This window comes from Methanobrevibacter sp., from assembly GCF_045644645.1.
Classification (GTDB): Archaea; Methanobacteriota; Methanobacteria; order Methanobacteriales; family Methanobacteriaceae; genus Methanocatella.
Window position 1 is genome coordinate 1 of record NZ_JAZRHE010000132.1, and the last position, 23,635, is coordinate 23,635.

General features: G+C 37.6%; 22 protein-coding genes. 13 read left to right on the top strand and 9 right to left on the bottom strand.

Annotation, left to right across the window (positions count from 1 at the left end):
• Positions 1-84: 84 nt before the first annotated feature.
• The 6 genes from ACKI4K_RS07585 (at position 85) to ACKI4K_RS07610 (ending at position 10,217) form a co-directional block, all read left to right on the top strand.
• Entirely contained in the window at positions 85-1,500 is a 1,416-nt protein-coding gene (locus ACKI4K_RS07585; RefSeq protein WP_407423836.1) for a glycosyltransferase, read from the top strand.
• Between the two features lie 360 nt (positions 1,501-1,860).
• Entirely contained in the window at positions 1,861-2,709 is an 849-nt protein-coding gene (locus ACKI4K_RS07590) for an acyltransferase (protein WP_407423838.1), read from the top strand.
• Between the two features lie 17 nt (positions 2,710-2,726).
• Complete coding sequence (locus tag ACKI4K_RS07595) at positions 2,727-5,405, top strand: CDP-glycerol glycerophosphotransferase family protein (protein WP_407423840.1); 2,679 nt, start codon at positions 2,727-2,729, stop codon at positions 5,403-5,405.
• A 78-nt stretch (positions 5,406-5,483) separates the two neighbouring features.
• Complete coding sequence (locus ACKI4K_RS07600; RefSeq protein ID WP_407423842.1) at positions 5,484-8,183, top strand: CDP-glycerol glycerophosphotransferase family protein; 2,700 nt, start codon at positions 5,484-5,486, stop codon at positions 8,181-8,183.
• Positions 8,184-8,495: 312 nt separating this feature from the next.
• Positions 8,496-9,719, top strand: a complete 1,224-nt coding sequence (locus tag ACKI4K_RS07605; RefSeq protein ID WP_407423844.1) for a nucleotide sugar dehydrogenase — start codon at positions 8,496-8,498, stop codon at positions 9,717-9,719.
• Between the two features lie 207 nt (positions 9,720-9,926).
• A complete protein-coding gene (locus tag ACKI4K_RS07610; protein WP_407423846.1) occupies positions 9,927-10,217 on the top strand; it encodes a hypothetical protein in 291 nt (96 codons plus the stop codon).
• Here the strand turns inward: ACKI4K_RS07610 and ACKI4K_RS07615 are convergent.
• Positions 10,206-10,751 carry a phosphatase PAP2 family protein gene (locus tag ACKI4K_RS07615; protein WP_407423848.1) on the bottom strand — a complete coding sequence of 182 codons (546 nt, stop codon included), beginning with the start codon at positions 10,749-10,751 and terminating at the stop codon, positions 10,206-10,208. The two genes, ACKI4K_RS07610 and ACKI4K_RS07615, sit on opposite strands and share 12 nt — an antisense overlap.
• A gap of 112 nt (positions 10,752-10,863) precedes the next feature.
• On the opposite strand from ACKI4K_RS07615, the gene mtrA reads away from it, so the two are divergent.
• The 5 genes from mtrA to ACKI4K_RS07640 all read left to right on the top strand — a co-directional run bounded on the left by mtrA (position 10,864) and on the right by ACKI4K_RS07640 (position 15,017).
• A complete protein-coding gene (gene mtrA / locus ACKI4K_RS07620; RefSeq protein ID WP_407423850.1) occupies positions 10,864-11,430 on the top strand; it encodes a tetrahydromethanopterin S-methyltransferase subunit A in 567 nt (188 codons plus the stop codon).
• Positions 11,431-11,977: 547 nt separating this feature from the next.
• Positions 11,978-12,331 carry a hypothetical protein gene (locus ACKI4K_RS07625; protein WP_407423852.1) on the top strand — a complete coding sequence of 118 codons (354 nt, stop codon included), beginning with the start codon at positions 11,978-11,980 and terminating at the stop codon, positions 12,329-12,331.
• Between the two features lie 23 nt (positions 12,332-12,354).
• On the top strand, positions 12,355-12,747 hold the full coding sequence (locus ACKI4K_RS07630; protein ID WP_407423854.1) for a hypothetical protein: 393 nt from the start codon (positions 12,355-12,357) through the stop codon (positions 12,745-12,747).
• A gap of 45 nt (positions 12,748-12,792) precedes the next feature.
• Positions 12,793-13,353 carry a hypothetical protein gene (locus ACKI4K_RS07635; RefSeq protein WP_407423856.1) on the top strand — a complete coding sequence of 187 codons (561 nt, stop codon included), beginning with the start codon at positions 12,793-12,795 and terminating at the stop codon, positions 13,351-13,353.
• Positions 13,350-15,017 carry an N-6 DNA methylase gene (locus ACKI4K_RS07640; protein ID WP_407423858.1) on the top strand — a complete coding sequence of 556 codons (1,668 nt, stop codon included), beginning with the start codon at positions 13,350-13,352 and terminating at the stop codon, positions 15,015-15,017. The genes ACKI4K_RS07635 and ACKI4K_RS07640 overlap by 4 nt, the downstream gene beginning before the upstream one ends.
• Here the strand turns inward: ACKI4K_RS07640 and ACKI4K_RS07645 are convergent.
• The 8 genes from ACKI4K_RS07645 to ACKI4K_RS07680 form a co-directional block, all read right to left on the bottom strand.
• Entirely contained in the window at positions 15,012-15,956 is a 945-nt protein-coding gene (locus ACKI4K_RS07645; RefSeq protein WP_407423860.1) for an ARPP-1 family domain-containing protein, read from the bottom strand. The two genes, ACKI4K_RS07640 and ACKI4K_RS07645, sit on opposite strands and share 6 nt — an antisense overlap.
• A 1-nt stretch (position 15,957) precedes the next feature.
• Positions 15,958-16,332, bottom strand: coding sequence for a hypothetical protein (locus ACKI4K_RS07650; RefSeq protein ID WP_407423862.1), 375 nt, complete (start codon positions 16,330-16,332; stop codon positions 15,958-15,960).
• Between the two features lie 91 nt (positions 16,333-16,423).
• A complete protein-coding gene (locus ACKI4K_RS07655; protein WP_407423864.1) occupies positions 16,424-17,035 on the bottom strand; it encodes an orotate phosphoribosyltransferase-like protein in 612 nt (203 codons plus the stop codon).
• Positions 17,036-18,001 carry a Gfo/Idh/MocA family oxidoreductase gene (locus tag ACKI4K_RS07660; RefSeq protein ID WP_407423866.1) on the bottom strand — a complete coding sequence of 322 codons (966 nt, stop codon included), beginning with the start codon at positions 17,999-18,001 and terminating at the stop codon, positions 17,036-17,038.
• A 13-nt stretch (positions 18,002-18,014) separates the two neighbouring features.
• Positions 18,015-18,884: a hydroxymethylbilane synthase gene (gene hemC / locus ACKI4K_RS07665; protein WP_407423868.1), complete on the bottom strand. Its 870-nt coding sequence runs from the start codon at positions 18,882-18,884 to the stop codon at positions 18,015-18,017.
• A 125-nt stretch (positions 18,885-19,009) separates the two neighbouring features.
• Entirely contained in the window at positions 19,010-20,428 is a 1,419-nt protein-coding gene (gene cfbE, locus ACKI4K_RS07670; protein WP_407423870.1) for a coenzyme F430 synthase, read from the bottom strand.
• Between the two features lies 1 nt (position 20,429).
• Positions 20,430-22,280 (bottom strand): bifunctional NADP phosphatase/NAD kinase, encoded by a 1,851-nt coding sequence (locus tag ACKI4K_RS07675; RefSeq protein WP_407423872.1) that lies wholly within the window; start codon positions 22,278-22,280, stop codon positions 20,430-20,432.
• A 1-nt stretch (position 22,281) separates the two neighbouring features.
• On the bottom strand, positions 22,282-22,743 hold the full coding sequence (locus ACKI4K_RS07680; RefSeq protein ID WP_407423877.1) for a pyruvoyl-dependent arginine decarboxylase: 462 nt from the start codon (positions 22,741-22,743) through the stop codon (positions 22,282-22,284).
• 83 nt (positions 22,744-22,826) lie between these two features.
• On the opposite strand from ACKI4K_RS07680, the gene ACKI4K_RS07685 reads away from it, so the two are divergent.
• On the top strand, positions 22,827-23,180 hold the full coding sequence (locus ACKI4K_RS07685; protein ID WP_407423873.1) for a hypothetical protein: 354 nt from the start codon (positions 22,827-22,829) through the stop codon (positions 23,178-23,180).
• 125 nt (positions 23,181-23,305) lie between these two features.
• A partial coding sequence (locus ACKI4K_RS07690) for a translation initiation factor IF-5A (RefSeq protein WP_407423875.1) occupies positions 23,306-23,635 on the top strand: 330 nt, incomplete at its 3' end.

Here is a 23,635-nt window from a genome sequence, read left to right on the forward strand (position 1 = left end):
AATTTATAGTTAAATTAACAAATGTTTTTATTTGATGAAATTAAATAATTATATTTGTAGGTATAAATTTGGTGTTTAATTATCATGATTTCTGTTATAGTTCTAGTTCATAATATGGAAGATTACTTGCATGTTTGTTTGAACAGTGTATTGAAGCAAACTTATCAAGATTTTGAAATCATTTGTATTGATGATGCTTCAAAGGATTCTTCAGTAGAAATTTTGGAATATTTCACTCAAAAGGATTCCAGGATTAGGATTTATAAAAACGAAACTAAAAAAGGCTTGAAGTATTGTAAGAAAAAGGCTTTAAAGGTTGCTAAGGGAGAACATATACTTTTTTTAAATGCTGATGAATGGATCGGATTCAATACATTAAAAACACTTTCTAATCAAAAGGACCGTGTGATAAAGACAGATTTAATCAATAAATCTTCAGATTTTATTACCCGAGTCCCTAAGAAGGTTGTGGAAAGAGATATAGAAGATTATGAAGAGGATATTCAAAAGTTACAGAATGATAAAATTGCCTTACAAAAGAAATTGGGAAAATATGCCAAGGCGGAAATCATCAATAAAATTATTAATGAGGATTATTCTAATTTAACAATAGCAATCAAATCTCCACATCCAAAAGAAACAAAGCATTGGGGAGATTTATTTTTATCAATAGCTCTTAAAAAGGCTTTTGAAAAATTGGGTTTCAATGTTCTTATTCAGGAAAGGGAGCATTGGTATGATGAGGCGGAGATAGATATTGCATTGGTTTTAAGAGGATTGAAAAAGTATAACATGGATTATTCCAATCTCAATCTAATCTGGAATATGTCACATCCCGAACTGGTTTCAAAGGAAGAATATGGGGAATATGATTATGTTTTCATTTCTTCCAGGAAATACGCTGAAAAAATCAAAAGTGAAGTGGATACAAATGTGGCTGCATTATTGCAGTGCACTGATCCTGAAGTGTTCTATTACGAACCTGATGATAATATTAATGAAGAAATATTATTTGTTGGTGTTACTAGAGGTGTTTATAGGAAAGTCATAAAAGATGTCTTGAAAACAAACCATGATGTTTCCATTTATGGAATGGGTTGGGAGAAATACATTGACGAGAAATACGTCAAGGGCCAGTTTATTCCAAATAAAGAATTGCATAAATATTACTCCTCTTGCAAAATCCTTTTAAATGACCATTGGGAGGATATGCGATATGAGGATTTTCCATCCAATAGGTTGTTTGATGCTTTAGCCTGCGGCACTTTTGTCATTTCCGATAAGATTCCATCTGCAGACACATTATTTGAAGGTTCGATTGTAACTTATGATGGTGTTGAAGATTTGAATGAAAAGATTGATTATTACTTGACCCATGAGGAAGAAAGATTAAAACTTGCCGAAAAGGGTAAAAAAATAGTCCTTGAAAACCATACCTTTGATGATAGGGTTAATGAGATTTTAGATGCTTTAAAGAAATTAAGATTCGGCTCTGTTTAAAGATAGTTCTTAGAGCATGTTTTCAGATAATATTTCTTTCAGGTTATGTAATGTTTTAGCTTTTTAGAAATTTAAACATGTTCGCGCATGATTTGTTTGCCGAAGATATTTAACATAAAATTTATTTTTTTCATATAAACGGATTATTTAATACATTTAAATAATTAATAAATCATATATAATATATTAATAATAATTTAGGAACTCTATTGGCATTGCAGTCATTGGAATTGATTATGCAGCATAGATTTGCTTTTCAAAGATGGAAAACAAAATTCTGTGTGAAGATATTGCCGAATCTAAATAGGGGGATTAAAATAGTATCAAATGGGTTGCTAACAATAATCTTTTGGTGAAATTATGGATATAACAAATTCTGAAGAACTTATGAATCTTGAAAATAACAAGTTTTTTGGTTCTCCGCCAAATCTAATAAATTCTTCAATCAGTTTTCATGGCGAAAACAATATAATCGCATGTGAGGATGGTGTCACATTAAAGGATTCCAATATAATTTTCCATTCAGACAATTCCGTTTTATATTTGTCAAGCAATAATCATGATTATCTTGTTAACATTTCAATAAATAGGGATAGTGTTTGCTTTATTGGAAAAAATAACTATTTCAATGGCTTGGCCACGTTTGTCGTTTCCGAAGCTAAAAATATAATGATTGGTGAAGATTGCCTGTTTTCATACGATGTTGTTTTCAGGGTTGCCGATGCTCATTTAATATATTCCTCCACAACAAAAAAAAGATTAAACAATTCCAAAAGCATTTATGTGGGGGACCATGTGTGGTTTGGTCAAGGCGCAATGATTTTCAAGGGAACCCAAATCGGTTCCGGATCCATTATAGGGGCGGGTTCAATTTTGTCAAATAAGGTAGTTCCGTCCAATGTCACTTTCGCGGGCAGCCCTGCGAGACCGGTTAAGGAGGATACCTTTTGGACTTCCCATTCGACTCATGGATGGGGTGAAAAGGAAACAGGGAAAATGAATATGTACTCCTCTGAAGAGTTTGTTTACAAAAATGATGAATCCACCATTGGTTTCAATGACATTGAAGAGAATATTGATGAATTTTCCTCTGCCGAAGACACTTTAAAATATATCGGGGATGCTTTAACAAAAACTTCTAAGAATAGGTTTTACATAGCGCCGAAAAGGAATATTGGAAATACGTTAAAAAGAATAATTAATCATTGATGTAAGGAGATTAGATTTTGACATTCAAGATATCTGTTGTGATGGCTGCGTATAACAGTGGAGAGCATTTAGCTATTGCTATGGATTCCCTTATCAATCAGAGTCTCGATTTCAATCAGAATATCCAGGTCATCATTGTGGATGATGCAAGTTCGGACAATACTTTGGATGTCGCTTTGGGCTATAAGCACAGATACCCTGAAAATGTCATTGTGGTTAGTAATGAAATAAACAGGGGTGCTTCTTATTCCAGAAATGTTGGTTTGAATCATGTTGAAGGGGAATATGTCAATTTCCTTGACAGCGATGATTACATGACGGAAAATACCTTTAAGAAAGTGTTGGAAATGTTTGGGGAACATGATGAAATTGATATCGCATCAGTTCCAATTTATTTTTTCGGCACAAAAACCGGCGAGCATAATTTAAATTATAAATATGATAAATCCCGTGTCGTTGATTTATTGAAGGAACCGGATAACATCCAGCTTTCAGGTGCATCTGCCTTTTTCAGATTTTCAAAACTTAAAAACTACAGATTCCAGGAAACCCTTAAGATTTCCGAGGATTCGTTGCTTATCAATCAGATGCTTTTGAAAAATCCCAAAATAGGTTTTATAAACGGCTGCGGTTATTATTATAGAAAACATCAGGATGTCTCTTCACTGATAGGTTCTTCAATTTCTCAAAAGTCTTATTTTACTTCAAGGGTCGATGACTATTTCCTAAAACTTATAGGGGATTCCATTGAAGTCTGCGGAGAGGTTCCCAAATTCATACAGTATGTCCTGTTCTATGACCTGTTCTGGTTTATGAGGGTGGGTGAAATCAAACACCTGTTGGATGATGATGAACTCAGGGAAATGTACCTGAAGCTGATTGAAATATTGTCATTCATTGACAAGGATGTAATTGTCAATTATGAAATCGACTTTAATTTAATCAATGTCCATTTGCTGTTGCTTAAATATTACAAATACGGGTATGTCCTTGACAAATCAGACATTTTCGATGATGAAGTGTTGTCCAAGGATGAAATCTTGGAAATTGTTAAAAAACTTGATTTAAATAAGATTTTCATAGACATTTTCGAATTTAGAAATGGCAATGAGGTTTATATTTCAGGCATGTACACCACATTTTCAAAATATGAAACGGATATCATTGCTGTTCTGGATGATGATGAAGTGATTATAACCACCAAAATGGATTATCCTCAAAGGGATTACAAGTCTCTTGATTTCAGATATGCATTCAATCATTATTTTGAAGTTACATTGCCGGTTTCACATAAGATTTCCTTTAAAACAAATCTCCAGGAGTTGCCTATCGATTATAATTTGACTTCCAGACTCTCAAGGATATCCAAATATAAGCTATCCGATAAGTACATTGCAATAGACAGATTTGACCATATTGAAATCATCAAAAGAACCAAGGCCAACACCTTCAAATTGGAAATCGGAGTTCTGAAAGACATGCTGTTGGAAAGGGAACAGGGCTGGCGTACGGGTGTAGTTTTAAGAGTATTGTACTTTACTTTATATCCTATTTATCACAATCGAAGAATTTGGATTTTTATGGATTTTCCGGACCGTGCAGAGGATAATGCAATTCAGTTGTTCAAATATGCCGTTAAAAATCCTCCCAATGATGTTGATAAGATTTTTGCTGTGAACAAATCCGAAAACAATCATCAAAATTCATCCATCAAATCTAAATTGAACAGGCTGCTTGGTTTTGACAGTCCGACATCGCAATATTCAAGGATAAGTAAATTGGGGCATGCTGTACCATACGGATCTCTAAAACACAGGTTCCATGCATTATTTGCCGAGGCAATTATTTCTTCAAATCCTGATAATGACATTATTTATCCGTTCTGGGGTAATTTCACCCATCTGGCGGGACTTGTAAAGTCCAAAACAATATTCCTGCAACATGGGGTGACTTTGCATGACGTATCATATTGGCTGAATAAGTATAACAAGAATTTGAACATGCTGGTTGCCGTTTCGGATTATGAAAGGGATTCATTTCTGGAGGGGGATTACGGTTATACTGAGGATGTCGTCAAAGTGCTCGGTTTTCCACGATTCGATTATCTGGAATGCGGCAAAAATAAAAAAGAGGTTGTGGTAATGCCCACCTGGAGGAGAAAACTGCATGTTCTTAATCGCGAAACATTTAAGGAAAGCGATTTCTTCAAGGTTTACAATAGCTTATTAAATGACAATGAACTGCTTGAATTTTTAGATTCCAAAGGCTATACCTTAGTGTTCAAGCCCCATCCAAATCTGGTCAAATTCATGGATGCATTCGATAGGCACCCATTGGCTGATTTTGATGAGAGGTCTTATGAGGATATTTTCAACAATTCATCAATGCTGGTCACCGACTATTCCTCGGTAACATTTGATTTCGCATATATGGAAAAGCCAATTGTTTATTTCCACTTTGATAGGGATGATTTCCATTTTGATATTGAAAACACCTACTTCAAATATGATGAAATGGGTTTCGGCCCGATTGCGGATACCTATGTGGAATTGAAGGAACATATCGTTTCAATCGTTTCGGACGGTTGCGAGATGAGTGAAATCTATAAGAACCGCGTCAACGACTTTTTCAAATTTAGGGATAAACAGAATTCAAAAAGGGTTTATGATGCAATCTGCGGGTTGGATTTTCACTGATTAATATAAGCCAAATTATATATTATATTTAAGACAAATATTGTTTAGAAGAAATAATTTTTAATGGAGGATAATAATTTGGCATTCAAATTTTCAGTTATAATTGCAGCATATAACAGTGAAAACTATCTGTCATCTGCAATCGAATCTGTAATCAACCAAAGTCTTGACTTCAAAAGGAATATCCAAATTATTATCATTGATGACGCAAGCATGGATTATACCGCAAGCATTGCCAATTATTATCAGGAAAAATTTCCCGAAAACATTCTCTTTTTAAGAAACGATAAAAATTATGGTCCGGCATATTCGAGAAATCGTGGTTTGGGTCATGCACAGGGTGAATTCATCAGTTTCTTGGATAGTGATGATTACATTACAGAATATGCATTTAATCAAGCTTTAAGCTTATTTAAAAAACACCCTGAAGTGGATATTATATCCATGCCAATTTATTATGCCGGCTCAAGGCACGGAGAACACTCCCTGAACTATAAATATCATAAAACCCAAGTCGTTAATCTTTTGGAAAACTCGGATTATCCGCAGCTTTCAGGGGCATCCTCATTTTTCAGGCTTTCAAAATTAAAGGATTACAAATTTGATGAATCATTAAGGGTTTCGGAAGACCCTCTTCTAATCAATCAGATGCTTTTGGACAATCCCAATCTCGGACTTTTGGACAGTTGCGCATATTACTACAGAAAACGCAGTGATGACAATTCATTAATCGGATCATCATCCAGCCGCAAATCTTTCTACACAACAAGAATCGACAATTATTTTTTCAAGCTCATTGACTGCTCTTTAAAAAAATACAATGAGGTTCCCAAATTCATCCAGCATGTCCTGATGTATGACCTGCAGTGGATTTTTGAAGTCAGGAGGGTATCTCATTTGCTGTCCCGTGATGAATTGATCGAGTTTTATGCCAAGCTAATTAAAATTTTATCTTTCATAGAGCCGGAGGTCATCATTTCCCAAAAATCAATTTCAGGAGCTTTGAAGTCCCATATTCTGCTTTTAAAAAAGCATGAAATTAAATATCTGGTCGATAAAACCGACATTGGTTCTGATGGGTGCAGTCGTATCCATGAATTGGAGCTGGACAATGTCAATATTGACATCTGCCAGGTTGAGAATGATAAGTTGTATATCCTAGGTTATCTTACCACTTTCACTATTGAGCCGAACATCAGGGTTAAAGTCAATGATGATAAGATAATTCCGGTTAACATACTGAGCTTTCCTCAAAGGGATAACTACTCTTTGAACTTCAACTATGGATTCAATCATCACTTTGAAGTTTCAATTCCCCTTGAACATGAAACCAAAGTCACTTTTGAAATCGACCAATACAAATTAATTCCACAGTATAACAGAACTTCAAGACTTTCCAAAACATCCAGGTATCTGTTGTCCGACAATCATCTGGTGATTGATGATGAGGACCATATCACCATTCTGGAGAGAACGTTCACAGGCACCTTAAAAAATGAAATCAGGACTCTAAAAAACATGCTGTTTCAAAGAGAGGAAGGCTGGAGAACTGGTGTGATTCTCAGATTATTGTATTTCATTGTTTATCCGTTTTATATTGATAAGAAAATCTGGATATTTATGGATTTGCCTTATCGTGCCGATGACAATGCATTCCACTTATTCAGACATGCGGTCGAAGCCAATGATTCGGGCATTGAGAAGTACTTCGCCATTTCAAAACATGACTATGAAGTTAATGATGTTGAGATAATGGCAAGCAAATACAGGTCCAGTTCCAGATTATTTAAGATCAGGAGACTGTTGGGTTTGGGCAATCCCAGCAGCGAATACCAAAAGGTTGCCGACATCGGTTTTGAAATTCCGTATCGGTCCATGAGACACAGGCTCAATGCTCTTTTCGCCGAATTAATCATTTCTTCAAACCCTGACAATAATGTCATCTATCCGTTTTGGGGCAATTTCCCATTTCTGTCAGGATTGATAAGATCAAAAACAGTTTTCCTACAACATGGGGTTACAAAAGACGACACCTCTTCCATAATCAGCAAATATGATAATAATCTTGATTTCATCTTAACCGTTTCGCAGGATGAGAAAAGGTCATTTCTGGATAACAGCTACGGTTATCCGGAAGATTCAATTCATGTTCTTGGTTTTCCAAGGTTCGACGCTTTGAAAAAACTTGAGGATTCAAGAGAGATTGCCATAATGCCGACCTGGAGAATACATTACAATAACCTTGAGGATGATTACTTTGTAAGGACCACGTTTTTCAAGGCCTTCAACGCCCTTTTAAATGACACTGAACTGATTGACTTTTTGGAATCTGAAGGTTATTCTATGGTATTCAAGCCCCATCCCAACCTGAACAAGTTCATCCATCTGTTTGACAGGAATGACAAGGTGGAATTCATTGACGACAGCTATTCAGAAATATTCAACCATTCCTCCCTGCTCGTTACAGACTACTCTTCAGTCGCATTTGACTTCGCATATCTTGAAAAGCCGGTAATCTATTATCAGTATGGAAAGGATTATCATTTCGATGCGGATTCGGCATACTTCAAATATGACACAATGGGCTTTGGTCCGATATCCGCCACCCATGAGGAAATCAAAAACGAAATCATTGCCATTGTCTTAAATGAGTGTGAAATGGAGGAAACCTACAAGAAACGTGTTGAAGATTTCTTCGAATTCAGGGATGATGAAAACTCAAGAAGGGTTTATGATGCAATCAAAAAACAGTACCTTCCGGAACGTGAAGATAATTGAATGCATGCTAATTCAAATGACACTTCAAATGCAAACTGCTTATTTTAATTGATTGTAAATACAATTATCTCAAAGGGGTGTTTGGAACACACTTTTGATATTGCACACACTATACATAATCATCAACTTTTTTTTACTTTTCGCAGAGTTGTGTGATTTTGCACACCATTTTTCATAGATGGTCCAAATCATATTGTTGAAGAATGGATTATCGGTTCGCCAACCATATAGATTAATAGTAGTTTTGATATATTATTATATTATTACTTTTTTCTAGAAAAAATAACTATTATAAAATTGGAGGAAATTTATATGAAGATTACAGTTGCGGGCGTAGGATATGTGGGGCTTTCCCTTGCTGTTCTGCTCGCCCAAAATCATGAAGTCACCGCCATCACAACTACAGAGTCAAAGGCGGAAAAGCTTAATCAGTTTTTTAGTCCGATTCAGGATGATGAAATAGAAAGGTTCTTTAAGGAAACCCGTGAAGGGAAAAGGGAATTGAACCTTCACACAACCACTGACAAGGAAGCGGCCTATAAGAGTGCCGAGCTTGTCATAATAGCAACCCCGACAAACTATGATGATGTCAATCACTTCTTTGACACATCGGCAGTCGAGGATGCAATCGAGTGGACCTTAAAGGTCAATCCGAACGTTTTGATGGTAATCAAGTCAACAATTCCAGTGGGCTACACAGAAGCAGTCCGTGAAAAGTATGGTGTCAGAAACATCATATTCAGCCCGGAATTCTTAAGGGAATCCAAGGCACTTTACGACAACCTTCATCCGAGCAGAATCGTTGTCGGATGTGATGATGACCAGATGGAGGAAGGACAGATGTTTGCAGATCTTCTCCTGGAAGGTGCAAGGGCTGAAGAAGAAAGGGCAAATTCAAAAAAACAGGACATCCCAATTTTATTGGCTCACTTAACAGAAGCAGAGGCCATCAAGCTTTTTGCAAACACATACCTTGCTGTAAGGGTAAGCTACTTCAATGAGCTTGATACCTATGCACAGACCAAGGGCCTTGACACACAGATGATTATTGACGGTGTGTGTATGGATCCCCGCATAGGAGGCCATTACAACAATCCATCATTTGGATACGGTGGATACTGCCTTCCTAAGGACACAAAACAGTTGCTTGCAAACTACAAGGATGTTCCGCAGACCATGATTGAGGCTGTTGTCCATTCCAATGTTGTGCGCAAGGAGTTCATTGCCGACCAGATCATTTCTAAAAATCCGAAAACCGTCGGTGTCTACCGCCTTACCATGAAAAGCAATAGTGACAATTTCAGGGCATCTGCAATACAGGACGTCATGAAACGTATAAGGGCGGAGGGAATTCCAATAATCATCTATGAACCGACATTGGATGATGGAAGCGAATTTTTCAGGTCCGAAGTGGTCAATGACCTTGACCGTTTCAAGACAGAGAGTGACGTAATCCTTGCAAACAGGCTGGACTGTGATGTCCTCGGTGATGTTAAAGACAAGGTGTATACAAGAGATCTCTTCAGAAGAGACTAGAAAAAGTGTTTCCAAACACTTTCTTTTTTTTTCTTTCAACCAATTACGCATGATTCCTTATGATGTGGGCTGCCACAGTTTTTTTTTACTCTGATTTTTGTGGAATTTCCCGACAGCAGAAAACTACTTTTCACCCTTGAACAGTTACAAAATACTTAAATAGGTTCCAAATAAACTAATAGTAACCACTCAAAGGGGGAATAGATTATGCATGTTAAAGATCTGCTGGATTATTTGGGAATTAGAATCAAGCTGCCTCAGCACTGGTATTCGACTGACATCGGCCAGGAATTCGAGGAGCCGAACCTGATTCAAAACGATGATGTAATTAAGATAGAGGCTGAAAGCGGCAAAAACACAAAGGTAATTGTAATCGACGTCAATGACGGAATGAGCGTCGTCACAAGATTTGCCGACGGGAAAGTAATCGGAGTAAAGTACCTTGAAAACAAGGATGATTTCGAGTATATCGGAAAGCCATCCGAATTATACTTTTAGATATTTACATGCCAGAATGGCACAAGCCATCCCAATCACTCCGCCAATCGCCACGTCAAGGGGATAGTGCATGCCGATGTAGATTCTTGAAAACGGAATCAGAATGGAATAGACTACACAAAAAGCCTTTATTAAATTATGATGTGTAAAATACCTTTTGGCGTTTATGAAGAGCACAGTCATTGTGCTCAATGTTGTTGCGGTGTGTCCTGACGGAAATGAATTGGGGTCAACCGATGAGGTCAAAACGTGTGCATGTTCTAAAATCAGATATGGCCGGGGCTGTGAGAAAAAGAGTTTGGCGCCAGCCGTAATCGCAACGGTCAAAATCAAGGATGCGGCACATAGTTTCACGAGCCCGAAATACTTGCCCCATCCGAAGATATCTTTCCGGCAAAGCAACAACAAAACAGCCAAAACGACTGCATAAAAGGTCAGCCCGCCAACATCACTTAAATGGGGCATTATAAAATCAAAATGGGGATTGCTTAAACCATTGTTAATTAAATAGAAAAGGTCAACATTCAAATTCATTGATATTAGATTGGGCAATGTGATTAATACTTCTTGCCCCAGGCAAGTTACAAAATATTTAAATATGGTTTAAATTATATCCAATATTATAGAATTACTGGAGGATATTAAGATGGCTGATAAAAAAGCTCCTGCAGATGGTTGGCCTGTAATCAGTGGAGACTATATTGTAGGAGACCCAGAAAGTCCGGTAGCTGTAACAACACTCGCTTCCCACATTGAAGCGGAACTGTCCGGTGCAGCTATTGCAGGTCCGTGCAAAACAGAAAACTTAGGAATAGAAAAGGTAGTTGCAAACATTATCTCAAATCCGAACATCCGTTTCTTAATCGTAACCGGTGCTGAAGTACAGGGACACATCACAGGCCAAAGCATCAAGGCATTGTACGAAAACGGAGCTGACCCTGACAAAAAGAAAATCATCGGAGCAACCGGTGCTATTCCATTCGTTGAAAACGTTCCGCTCGATGGTATTGAAAGATTCCAGAATCAGTTGGAAATCATTGACCTGATTGATACCGAAGATACCGGAGCAATCAATGCCAAAATCAAGGAATGTGTGGAAAAGGATCCCGGAGCTATTGAAGAGGAACCTATCATCATGGAAGTTGACGAAGAAGAACAGAAAATGGTAATCGTTAAAAAGGAAGATAAAGAAGAAGACAAAAAAGATGATTAAACTTCTTCTTATTACTATTTTTTTTAGATTTTTCCCTTAATGTAAAATTTGGTGTCTGTGTGGGATTGAGGTGCTTTGTGCATTTGGCATTAAATTGATTTTTGTTTTACTTTTTTTCATTTGATTCATTTCAAATCTATTAATTTTTTATTAAATGGTCATTTATTCCATTCAAGTGTTTTCCTATTTGGATGGTGATCTTTTTCATTGATTATAAGGATAATCTTTCACTGCAGGCCAATTCATAAACATTCCTGTGCATCTGCACTATTGAATTTTTTTGCACTTTTTTAAAAAATGCAAACATTTATATATAACTTAAATTAAATTAATTATTACATTGGTATGTCGTGTACTTTTCAAAAAAGTATTGGCCAAAAACCAATAAGTTTATATACTATATGAAATATAGTATATGTGCAATGTGTATTCTTTTAAAAAAGATACATAGAAAATATGTAATATATTTTCAAAAAATACATCACCATTGTTCACATGTCTTGGATTTTTGAGGTGGACTAATAAAAAATAGAAAGGAAATGATAATATGAACGAGAAAGATAACATAATCAATTGGTCTGAAAAGGTAAAGAACCTTGATGAAAACATCAGAAGAGAAATCGGAATTGAAGCGGAAAGCGAAGCCAAGCACATCCTGATTAAGGTGCAGACAAAGGCTGCTGAATGCATCGAGCCTGCATTCATTGTAGCGGAAGACGATACATTCCTTGACTTGTTTGTGCTTTCGCCACAAGGCCCTGGAATCACCTCCACCGCAGTCTTGAAGTCAAACATTCAAAGCGTTGGAGTAATAGGAGGGGTCTCTGCCGAAAAGATGGATCCAAAGGAGATTCCCCAAGAAACTGATGATTTTGATGAATTTGGGGGTTTATACCAATAAACCTTCCAAATCAGGACCGGAAAATGAGGAGAAGAAAACATTCGAGAAGAAGGCATAAGGATAATGATTACTACAGGAGGGAACAGCTCTTAAACAAAAAAATAAGGCAGTTTCAAAATGACTATTACAATCTCTCTGACCCTCCATGTCCCGATGAATATCGGCATATGGATGCGTTAAGAAGAGAGATCAAATATCTGTTAAGATGCCAGGAATATCAGGTCTGGCAGAAGTCATACAACCCCAAACATGCTTATTTCAGCCAGCTATCATTATTCAAATCGATGTACATGAAGTGGAAAAGGATGACCTTTTTCATTTACATCGAAATATACCACGAAGTACCTCATCACATAGCGCTGTGGGCAAAAACCATCGGCGTCAACCTTGTTCCAAACCGTGTGTTTGGAACCTAATTTTTTATATCCAAAAATATAAAAAATAATAACAGAGGCTAAAACATGGACAAAGTAAAACTAGGGGACATTGCTGATGTATCATCAGGTCTTTCATATAGAAGATATGTTGAAGAAGGCTCACAGTCATATGATGTCATCGTTCAAAGGTCCATAAAAAGGGATGGAGTCCTGAACGATTTTGAAAAGATGCAATTGAAACAACCGAAACCGCACTACTTCACCAGACATGGGGATGTACTGATGAAAATGCCATACCCTTATGATGTTGTCTGTGTTAGCCGGGAAAATCTCGTTGTAAGCGACAGGATTGCAATCATCCGTCTGAATGAAGGTTATGACCCGTCATTCATTGCCCACTTGCTTACAAACACTCACGTTAAGAAACAGTTGTATGAGCTTGGAAGCACTGAAAAGATACCTCACACTTCCATAAGGGAGATTAAGGAACTGGAACTGATCATACCGGATTATGCCATGCAGGTTAAATACGGCGAGCTTTTAAACACCATCAATGAGAAAATCGCCGAAGATTTAAAGCTGGTTGAATATGATCAAAATCTGAAGGAGGGCATATTGAATAAAATTTGGGAGGACTTAAAATGAGAAACGCCAAACCCCACAATGAAAACATCCTTGACTATTTGATTAGAAATGGAAGGCGTTCAAAGCCATCAACTAATGCCAGTTACCTGATTTTATATGCATTCCTATACAAATATTTGTCTGACAAGCTTAAAAATCACCTTCTTCAGCAATTCGGAGCAGAAGGCGATGATTTGAAAGTGTTTTACCTGACCACTCAGGGCAAGGCAGAACTTAAGGAGATGGCTTTGAATGATTTGGGCTACTTTTTTGAAAGCTATTCCACATATATTGACCAGTTCATTGGAGATAAGTTCATAGGCGATTTGATCGATCCGGGATTTTTGCTTGATTTGAAGGAAAATATCGTGTTCAGCAAAGGAAACCCCTGTGAGGAATATTTCAACACAATCATCAAAACGGTTGAGATGCAATCAAAATTTTATGAAATGAGTTATGATTCTGAACAGGCGTTGCGGGTTAGTGATTTCTTATTGAATGTCTCCAAACTGGATATTGAAGAAAGGGAGTTCACATTCCAGAGATGCTATGACTTGATGGCTTCATCAAGACAAGTCAGACTGCTTCGCACTCCCGATTACATCACACAGATTCTTGAAAGAATCATCATTTCCGAGAAGGCTTCATCGGATTGCGTTTATGACCCGTTTATGGGGGATGCATCCACGCTAGTCAAAGTTTCACAGGCTCTAAACGCTCCGATTTATGGAAAGGAATCACGTGATTTGTATTATTTCTACTCTTTAATCAAGGCATTCATTTATGAATATGACTTCAATGACGTATTTTTAAAATCAGAAGACGCAATACAGTCAATGTCATTTGATGATAGGCTATTTGATGTGATAGTATCAAAGATTCCAAACAATTTCAGATATGGCAGGGATGCATACAGAAGACAAAACCTGGAAGCTCCCAATCCAAATAAAAATGATATCAAGGAGCAGTTAATTTCAAAATATGATTTGTCTGAATTTGGGCAGGATGAAGAACTGCTCAATGCTTTGAGTATTTTGGAAAAGAAGGTTCATGCTGCTGAAAAGAGTAATATTTTACATTTTGAAGGGGAATACGAATCATTGACAGACAGCGAATTTCTGTTTGTAATCAACATGGTCAACAACCTTAGGGAAGATGGAATAATGGCCATTTCAGTTTCACAAAACTTCCTGTTTAAAAAGTCATTGACAACCCTAAGAAAATTTTTGACTTATGAAAATAACTATGTTGACACCATAATCTCTCTTCCGGAAGGCATTTCCAAATCAATCAGGCCGGAAGTCATCATAATATTTAGAAAAAACAAAAATAGTGACGATATCCTATTCATTGATTTTTCAAAGGATTACGGCACTGTCCAAAACAGAAGGATAATGCCAGGCATGTTTAGAAGCAATTCTATTTTTTCCGATAAGACATTGGATAAGGTCATTGATGTTTTCACAAACAGGAAAACAATCGATAAGTTTTCACAAGTCGTTCCGTTAATGGATCTTGAAAAAAATGACTTCAATTTAACCGTTTCAAGATATGTGGATACCTATGAGGGAGTATACATTCGCCTTAAGGATTTGAAATCAGATAAGAGGGACATATCCGAAAAAATGGATTGTCTCAACGAAAAAATAGAGATGATGATGGATGAGTTGGATATTAATCTATAAGACATATCCAACAGGCATTTGTTCATTGGTATCATCAGTTATGCTTTCATCCGGTTTTGTGAAATATGAAAAGTGAATTATCTCATCTTCATATGAATAAAGGTTTCCAAGACTGAAATCATCTTCAAATTCAAATTTGTATTCCATTCCTTCACTGTCTTTTTTGTTGAACGCCAAAATGTTGGCATTATTCATAAGACTTTTAATTCCATCCATATCTATGGTGAATAATGTATTTTCAACTTTATTGTTCATCAGATAGCTTCGAAGCACCTTTTCATGATATTCCTTATAGATTTGGGGATTATAAAAAATTTCAAAACCTTTTATTTCCCCATTCTGTATAACCAAAACTCCACACTGCCCGTCGACTATTTCGAATGCTTTTAAAAATTCATTGTGGCTGATTTTTAGGTTATCATAGCTTTCAGACATTGCGCTTGTAGGGGATTTAAATGAATTTTCAACTTCAAGGCTCTTTATCGAATCCCAGATGGCCTGCTGTGAGTTCTGATGGCTTCTTTTTGCAAATTCCTTCACTCGGCGGGTATTGAAGTCTGCAATATATTCGGATTGTTTGAATTCATTTTTGTATTCCCATCTTCCATGTCCAGTGCAGCTGACTGAAATGGCCTGGGTTGTTTTTGGAGCAATCAGCAGTGTGCTGTTCACAATGCGATTTTGATTGGCCCCTAGTATTTCCTCGCCATCAATCAGAATCAATGGAGTGACGGCGTTGTTTGTCACTTTGATTGTATTTACTGTGCTCTGCTCACATTCCTTGACTTCAACAAGGCCCAATTCCAAACCTTTTTTCAATGTCAAAAGATCCAATCTGTATGAAATTTTACTTTTAAGGGGTATCGCGGCCATGTTTTCATGAACCTGTGGCTTTAAAACTTCAATATCAAAGCCAATCTCTTTATCTTCAATAATCATTTTAATCACTTAGGTAATGAATGTCGCTTTCGGGGTTTTCGAGTTCTTCTAGATATTCGTCCATTGTCAATATTTTGGCTATCGCTTCGGATTTGGTTATGAACTTGACTTGTGCAAAGTATCCGTCTTCGATTTTGTCGTATACTCTCCCAGCACTCATGCATCCTTTTGCAACGGTACTGACACTGTTTGCAACATAGCCCACTCTACCAAAATATCTCATTTCGCAGGCTATTGCTTCGGGGTCATAGGTATTTTCCGTATCTTTGGTTAATTTGATTATTGCACCGCTTTTAAATGGTTTGATTCCATGAAACATTGAAAATGCATTTAATGTAATAAAAATTTCTTTTTCGATCCAGTCGACGTATTCCATGTTATCACCTTGTGTATATTATATGTATAAAAGTATTTAAATTTTGGCAATGTAAAAAAATTATAAAAATAAGAAAATTTTAGTAGAAGATTTAAATTCTACTAACTTTGATTAAAGATTCTATAGGCACGCCTTCAATTTCTGAAAGGCCTGCTTTATCGATTAGCACAGCAACACAAAGAGGTTCTCCACCTAAGTCTCTTACTGTGTGGATTACTTCTTTTGCTGTTTTCCCACTGGTTGTAACGTCGTCCACGATTACAACTTTCTTGCCTTCGACGGTTCCGAAGTTTGTACTGATTGTACCTTCGTCATCAGTTTCATCATCGGCCTTTCTGTGTTTTTGAGGGTGGAAAATAGCTAATGAAGTTTCAAAACCGGTCATGTCCTCCAGGATATCTGCCATCATTGTTGCAAAAGGAATGCCACTGACGGCAATTCCACAGACTACTTCTGCTTCACCATATGCCAATGTCATGTCACTTAAAGCACTTGAGACATATCTTAAACGTGCAGAGTTTCCTCCAATGCTTTTCCAGTTGATGGCAAAGTCAGTTGGAGCTTCAGGTTTTTCTTCAGCCGGTTTTTGTAGGGTTAACCATCTTGCAGTGTCCATGCTCACGTTGAGTTCGTCTGCAATTTCTCCAGTGGTAAAACCGTGTTGTCTGAGTTCTTGAGCCTTTTGGATTAATTTTTCTTTCACCTATTTCACCTCTTCAAGTTCATCTAAGCTAATTGGTCTGTGATCTTTAGATGATCTGTTGGCAGCAATAACCATTTTAAGGGCTTTAAGACCATCCTCACCTGTTATTGTTGGTTCTTCTTCTTCAACAACTGAATTCAAGAAGGATCTTAATTCACATTTTAGCGGTTCTTCATGTTTGATTTGGATGTCCTGAGCGAATTTGCCGTAAACTTCAATGCTTTGTTTGATATAGTCTACAGAAATGATTCCTGCAGTTCCGGTAAGTTCCAGTTCTCTACGTTTGTAAGGGGTAAGCCAGTTTACTTCGATGATTCCGGTGGATTCATTGTCGAAGCTCACCATGATTTCGGCATGGTCTTCAAACTCGCTGTCATCAAAACTGCTGTTCATTGTACCGTAAACTTGAGTTACGTTTTCTTCAAATAAGTAATTCATAATGTCCAGGTCATGAATTGCAAGGTCGATTGAAACACCAACATCCTTGATTCTTGGTGGAAGAGGACCTACTCTTTTTGCAAAAGCAGATACGATGTCTCCAATTACTCCATCATCAATAAGCTCTTTAGCCTTTTGAACAGCTGGATTAAATCTTTCCACATGTCCGGTTGATAGAATAACTCCTGCCTCTTTAGCGGCGTTAATCATTTCTTCAGCTTCATTTAATGTAAATGCGATTGGTTTTTCAACCAGAACATGTTTTTTGTGTTTAATTGCTTCCATTACCACGGCATGGTGGAAGGTGGTTGGCACACAAACACTTACAACTTCAATGTCCGGATTTTCGAGCAAATCACTATATTCAGTATAACCTTTTGCACCATATTTCTTCTCTATTTTTTTAAGTGCTCTTTCACTAACGTCCGAAACAGCAATCAGATTTGCTTCTTCCATTTTATGGTATACACGAACATGGTTTTCACCCATTGCTCCTACTCCAATAACTCCTACGTTTACAGTTCTCAATTAGATTCCTCCATTAAACATAATCCCCAAAAAGTTTTCCAATGCTTTTTCCAAGTTCAACAGCATCTTTAATGGAACCCTTTTCAGTCTGCTCTTTAAGAATTTCTCCTTCTTTAGTTAATAATATTGAATAAATGCTAAATTCACTATCGTTCATACGTGCTATCGCTCCGATTGGCCATTGACAGCCAACACCTAACTCTTCAAGCACTTTTTTCTCTGCAAATACTTCCTGCATTGAAACGTAATCATTCAGTTTGGAGATTTTTTCCTTGACCTCAGAGTCTTTACGGGTAATGATTGCCAGTGCACCCTGGCCTGCCGGTGGGGTAATGTAGTCTAGCGGAAATACTGTTTTAATGTGTTTGGTCAGATTCAGCCTTTTGAGCCCGGCTTGGGCCATTAAAGTGGCATCAAGGTCGCTTTCATAGACCTTATTGATTCTGGTTTCGATATTTCCTCTGATGGGTTTAAGTTCAAACTCCTTTTGGTAATGATTACAGAAGGCCTCTCTTCTAAGGCTGCTGGTTCCAAGTTTTGAACCAGGCCCTAAATCTTGCCAGCTTTTTTCAGAAATTAATACTTCATTTGGAGATTCCCGTTTTGGAACTGCCACCACTTCCAGATCTTCATCCAGCTCGGTGGGGAGGTCTTTAAAACTGTGGACTGTAAAATCGACTTCCTCTTCAAGCAGTGCAATATCCAATTCCTTGGTAAAAAGGCCTTTGGAATCCATATTGTATAGCTGGGAAGTGGTGATTTTATCTCCTTTGGTTTTTATTATTTCAACATCAATAGCTTCTTTTGTTAATTTGGATAAATCCGCGCATACTTGCTTGGTTTGTACTAAAGCTAGTTGACTGCCTCTGGTTCCAACAATCATTCATTATCTCCATTCAAAAATTTTTCAAATTATAGGTGCATGACCTATAAGATTTTTTTACATTGTTAACTTTTATAGTTAATATTAATTAAATGTTTCAATTTTTTTTAAAATGGGTTCGGCAATTATCTTTGTGTGATTTTCCTGTAGTCTGACCGGTATATGAAAAGAAGATTTTTGCTTTCATTTAGGGCATAATCGTAGCAGTCTGCGTAATCCTGCATGAACAGGACTTCCTTGGACATTTTCTTCTGTATGGCCTTTCCAACGTCTCCGGTCAATATCAAATTACATTCAGTGGTGTCCAGATAATCGCTTAGCTTGTCTTCATCAATCTCTTCACAGGTAATTCCGTAATCTCCGCCGACTGCAACATAATAGTCATCCAGGTTATCAATCATCTCTATGGATTTTTTAATGGCTTCGGTGTTTATTCCGGGGTTGATCTCTTCAATGACGATGGAGTCTCCAACTGCTCTTTTATTGGTCCTTCCGGCTATTCCCTTATAATTTTCAAGCCCATCAGTGATTTTGTCTTCAGCAATTTCACAGCTCAGGGAGGCCGTCACGACCCCCAATACATTTAAGACATGGTGGGAGCCCGGTGCAAACGTCTTGACTGACATCTCTCCGTTTAGGGTGTTTCCTTTGATTGTCTTGACGTTGTTGTAGATGATGTCAATTGAAGTTTCATCCAGGGTATAGGTGACTTTTTCAACGCAAAGGTTGGCTGTCTTGTCGGTCAGGGAGAAGGTGTTGACCTTATCATGACCAATTCCTGAGTAGTATCTGTCATAGCTTTCCTTTTGACATGCAACAACATCACACATGAAGACTTGGGACTTGGCATCGCTTGCGGAAAGTCTGTTTTTGGCTATGGGATAGTCTTCAGCAATGTTTGTTAGAAGTCCAACATCTCCAATGCCGCAGCATCCAAGGGATGATTCAAAGATGGCTGAATTGTATTTTTTCAGGTTTTCGCTTTCGACTTTCCCGTCAGCTATCAGGCAGACGGGATTTGCAATCTTATATGCCAGGTCAATTGTCTCCTTGATGTTTGCGGGAGTAATTGAAATGTTCTTTTTCAAAACGAATTCCCTTTCATTTTCGTATAGCAATGCACCTAGGCTTGACAGTATCAGAGGATTTTCATCAATCAGAATTTCCTTGAGCATGAATACCGAGCTTGTCTTTCCCTTGACGCCGGTGACTTCAATCTTTAAGATGTCTTTTCCCCAATCCTTCAGAATCTCCCCGACCGCCTGGTGGTGAGTTAAAAAGGTATAGTTTAAATCCGGGTTGTGTTTTTCAATTTCGGCCTCGGTTAATGGTGAGTGGATTGGAGAGATTACACAGATATCTCCCTTAAGGTTTTTAAGCGAATCCAAACCGGTTATGTAAATGTCATAGACTTCCATCATTTCACGGTCAAGGGGCTTCAGGGTATTGTAAATGTCGTATGCATGAACGACTTTGCCTTTTTTGGCAAGGCTGACGGCTATTTTTACTCCGCCATGAGTTAAGTCAATCACCAGATAATGCATATTAGCACCAGTTATTGTCCTTGATTCCGCCTTCCCTTAATTTGTCTTTGACTTTTTTATAGAAGTATTTGGTGGAAGTTCTAATTAAATAAACGTTCTTATCGGATTTTTTAAACTTGATTTCCTCTTCGTATTCCGCTTCCTCGTTGGTCTGACCGTCCATTACGAATACTGCAGATTTACCTTTTTTAAGCAATTTGACAGTAATTTCACTGTTGTCGGATACGACAAACGGTCTTGCACCAAGTTTGTATGGACAGATTGGGATGATGATCAGCCCTCCAACTTTAGGGTCCATAATAGGGCCTCCGGCAGACATCGCATATGCTGTTGAACCGCTTGGGGTTGAAACAATCAGCCCGTCAGCTCTGACCTCTTCAACAATTTCCCCATCCACCTTGATTTGGAAGTGAAGCATCTTTGCCGGTTTGTCGGTCATTATGACCACTTCATTCATTGCTGAGTAATGGTGGTTTTCGTGGGACACCACAAGCTTTGTCCTTTTTTCCTTGTAGTAATCACCTTTCAGGATTTCTTCCAGAGCCTCAAATGTGTCTTTAGCTTCAATTTCTGTTAAAAATCCTACAGTGCCCATGTTGACTCCAAATAATGGAGTTTCCGGTTTCATTTTGGCTTGTGCCCTTAGAAGTGTTCCATCGCCTCCTAAAACAACTGCCATATCACAGTCAAAGTCATAGATTCCGGATGATATCTGATTGTAATTGATGTTGAAGCTGATGTCATCCAACAGATGGGCAATGTCCGGGTAGTGCTTTTTGGTTTTTTCAATGATTTCATCTAATTTCGGGTTTTCCTTTAAGTCTTCGAGCTTTTTGGCAAGTCTTTTTTCGATAATGACTTCCCTGCCGTTGGTTAAAAGGTAATCAATGATCTTTGCTGAAAATAGTATTGAACGGTTCTGGTCTATCCTGCTTACGATTCCGACTTTGCCGATGAAGTCGGTTTGGTTGTCATTCAGGGTGTCGATCATTCTTTTGTGAAGTATGTTGTTGTTTGCTGCAACGACTATGGTTTTCTCATGGATGCTTAAAATGTTGTTCAGCTTTTCGCCATATTTGTCGGTGATGATTCCGCCGGCCTCTTCAAGAATCAGTTTGGATGCGGCAATGTCGATTATTCTACTTCCCCTCAAATCGATGAATGCATCGTATCTTCCGCTGGCCACGTAGGATATTTCAAGCACCACGCTTCCAAGCACCCTCATTCTTCTTGCATTGTCAACAAGCTGGGAGGCTTCTGAGGTTCCGCTTTTGGTGAATCCTCCAAGGGTTATGTCGCTGAAGTTCACGATATTGCTTGGATGAACCTCTTCATTATTCAGCCAGCAGCCTTTTCCCTTTTCAGCTTCAAAGAAGTTGCCGTTACCAAAGTTGCTGATGAAACCCAATTCAACATCGTTCAGGGTTGCGAGTCTTCCTTCGGGAACGCTTGCAACCGCTATTGATATGCCGAATGCCGGAATTTCCTTGATTGCATTACTTGTTCCGTCAATGGGGTCAACCAGGAATATGAATTTTGGCCTGTCTTCCTCAGCCATGTCATCTCGTCTAAGTTCATGTGTTAAGCTGATGCTTCTTTTAGTTCCTTTCCCTAATTTCAGCTCCCCGATTTCTTCACTAACGATGTATGAAAGAACTGGGGCATTTTTTAGGATATTGATTACTTTTTCTTCAGCAACAATATCAATTAATGATGTTGGGGTGCCGTCCGCTCCCATCTTTACCTTTTCACCGGATTCGGGTTTTCCAACATAGGGCCTTATTGCTCGGCTCACTTCTTTTATAATTTCATAAGATAGGTCTGTCGCAATTTTTTTATCTTGAGCATCCATTTTATCCCTCGATAATGTCATTATTTAAGTATACTACTGATGCAACAACGGAAGCGATATTTTCAACTGTTGTTGCCGATGATTTTATAATCAAATCGTTGATTTCCACGTCACGCTTTTCCATCATGTACCTGACCATAAATTCCGCCTTGTCTTCCAGGTATTTAAGGTCTTTGTTAATTCCGGTTGTTTCAACCACGCAACCTAACTTCTCTCCGATAGCTACTGCAATGACTGCTGTGATCTCATCGCCGGGATTGTCTGATGTAATTTCGGATAAAACGCAGTTTACCATGGCTCCGGCTTTCAGTTTCGGCAATTTTTCAACAATAGTGTTTGCTGAAAGCATGCTGGATACCTTTATTAGGTTCACATCACCAATTCCGGCATCGCTCAGGGCATTGTCAAAGGCATTCAGTTTTGTCGGGCCTTCATCTTTTCCACATACAATAGCTATCTTCATCATATCACTATCTTTTAATTTGTAACTCATGATAAATAAAACATTATAAATGATGAAAGCCAAAATAAATTTAGGTGTACCTAATGATTTTTAACAAATACTTGTCAATATTTTTCTCAGCATGCCTTTTCATGATGATGATGTTTTTGACATCCACTTTTGTGGTGACGTTTTTCAAGGGCGGAGCCATTCCATTCATCGGGCTGTTTTTTGTAGTCGTTTATTATTTCATCGCAAGGGCATTCTACAATTACCTGAGAAATGATGACTTTTACAAAAACACAAGAAAGCACACTTCGGACATGGAAGGCGAAAGCTATATTACCAAAGGCGAAAGGGATACGAAAAAGATTTTCATTGTGATTTGGGTTTTGGTTATTCTGGTTTTGGCAGTGCTTTCCCTGGCACTATATTCTATTAATAATGGATTGGCTTAAATTTTTAAAAAATCCTGAATTAGGCGAATACTTTATATAAAATAGGAAATATAATTATTATTAATCTAATAATATTCCTTATTATAAGATTATAAAAACCGGTTTTTATTTATGGAGGAAAATTAATGTCAACAAAAGTTGTAGAAATTAAAACATTGAAAGTTGGAAAATATATTGTTTTAGGCGGAGAAGCTTGTAAGATTATCAGTTACACTACCTCATCTCCAGGTAAGCACGGAGCTGCAAAGGCAAGAATTGAAGCAGTCGGCGTATTCGACAACCAAAAAAGAAGTCTCGTAAAACCTGTAGATAACAAAGTTGATACTCCAATCATCGACAAAAGATTAGGTCAAGTTATCTCTATCCAAGGTGATAATGTACAGATAATGGATATGGAAAATTACGATACCATTGACTTGCCAATGCCTGAAGACTTGAGGAATGACATCGTCGAA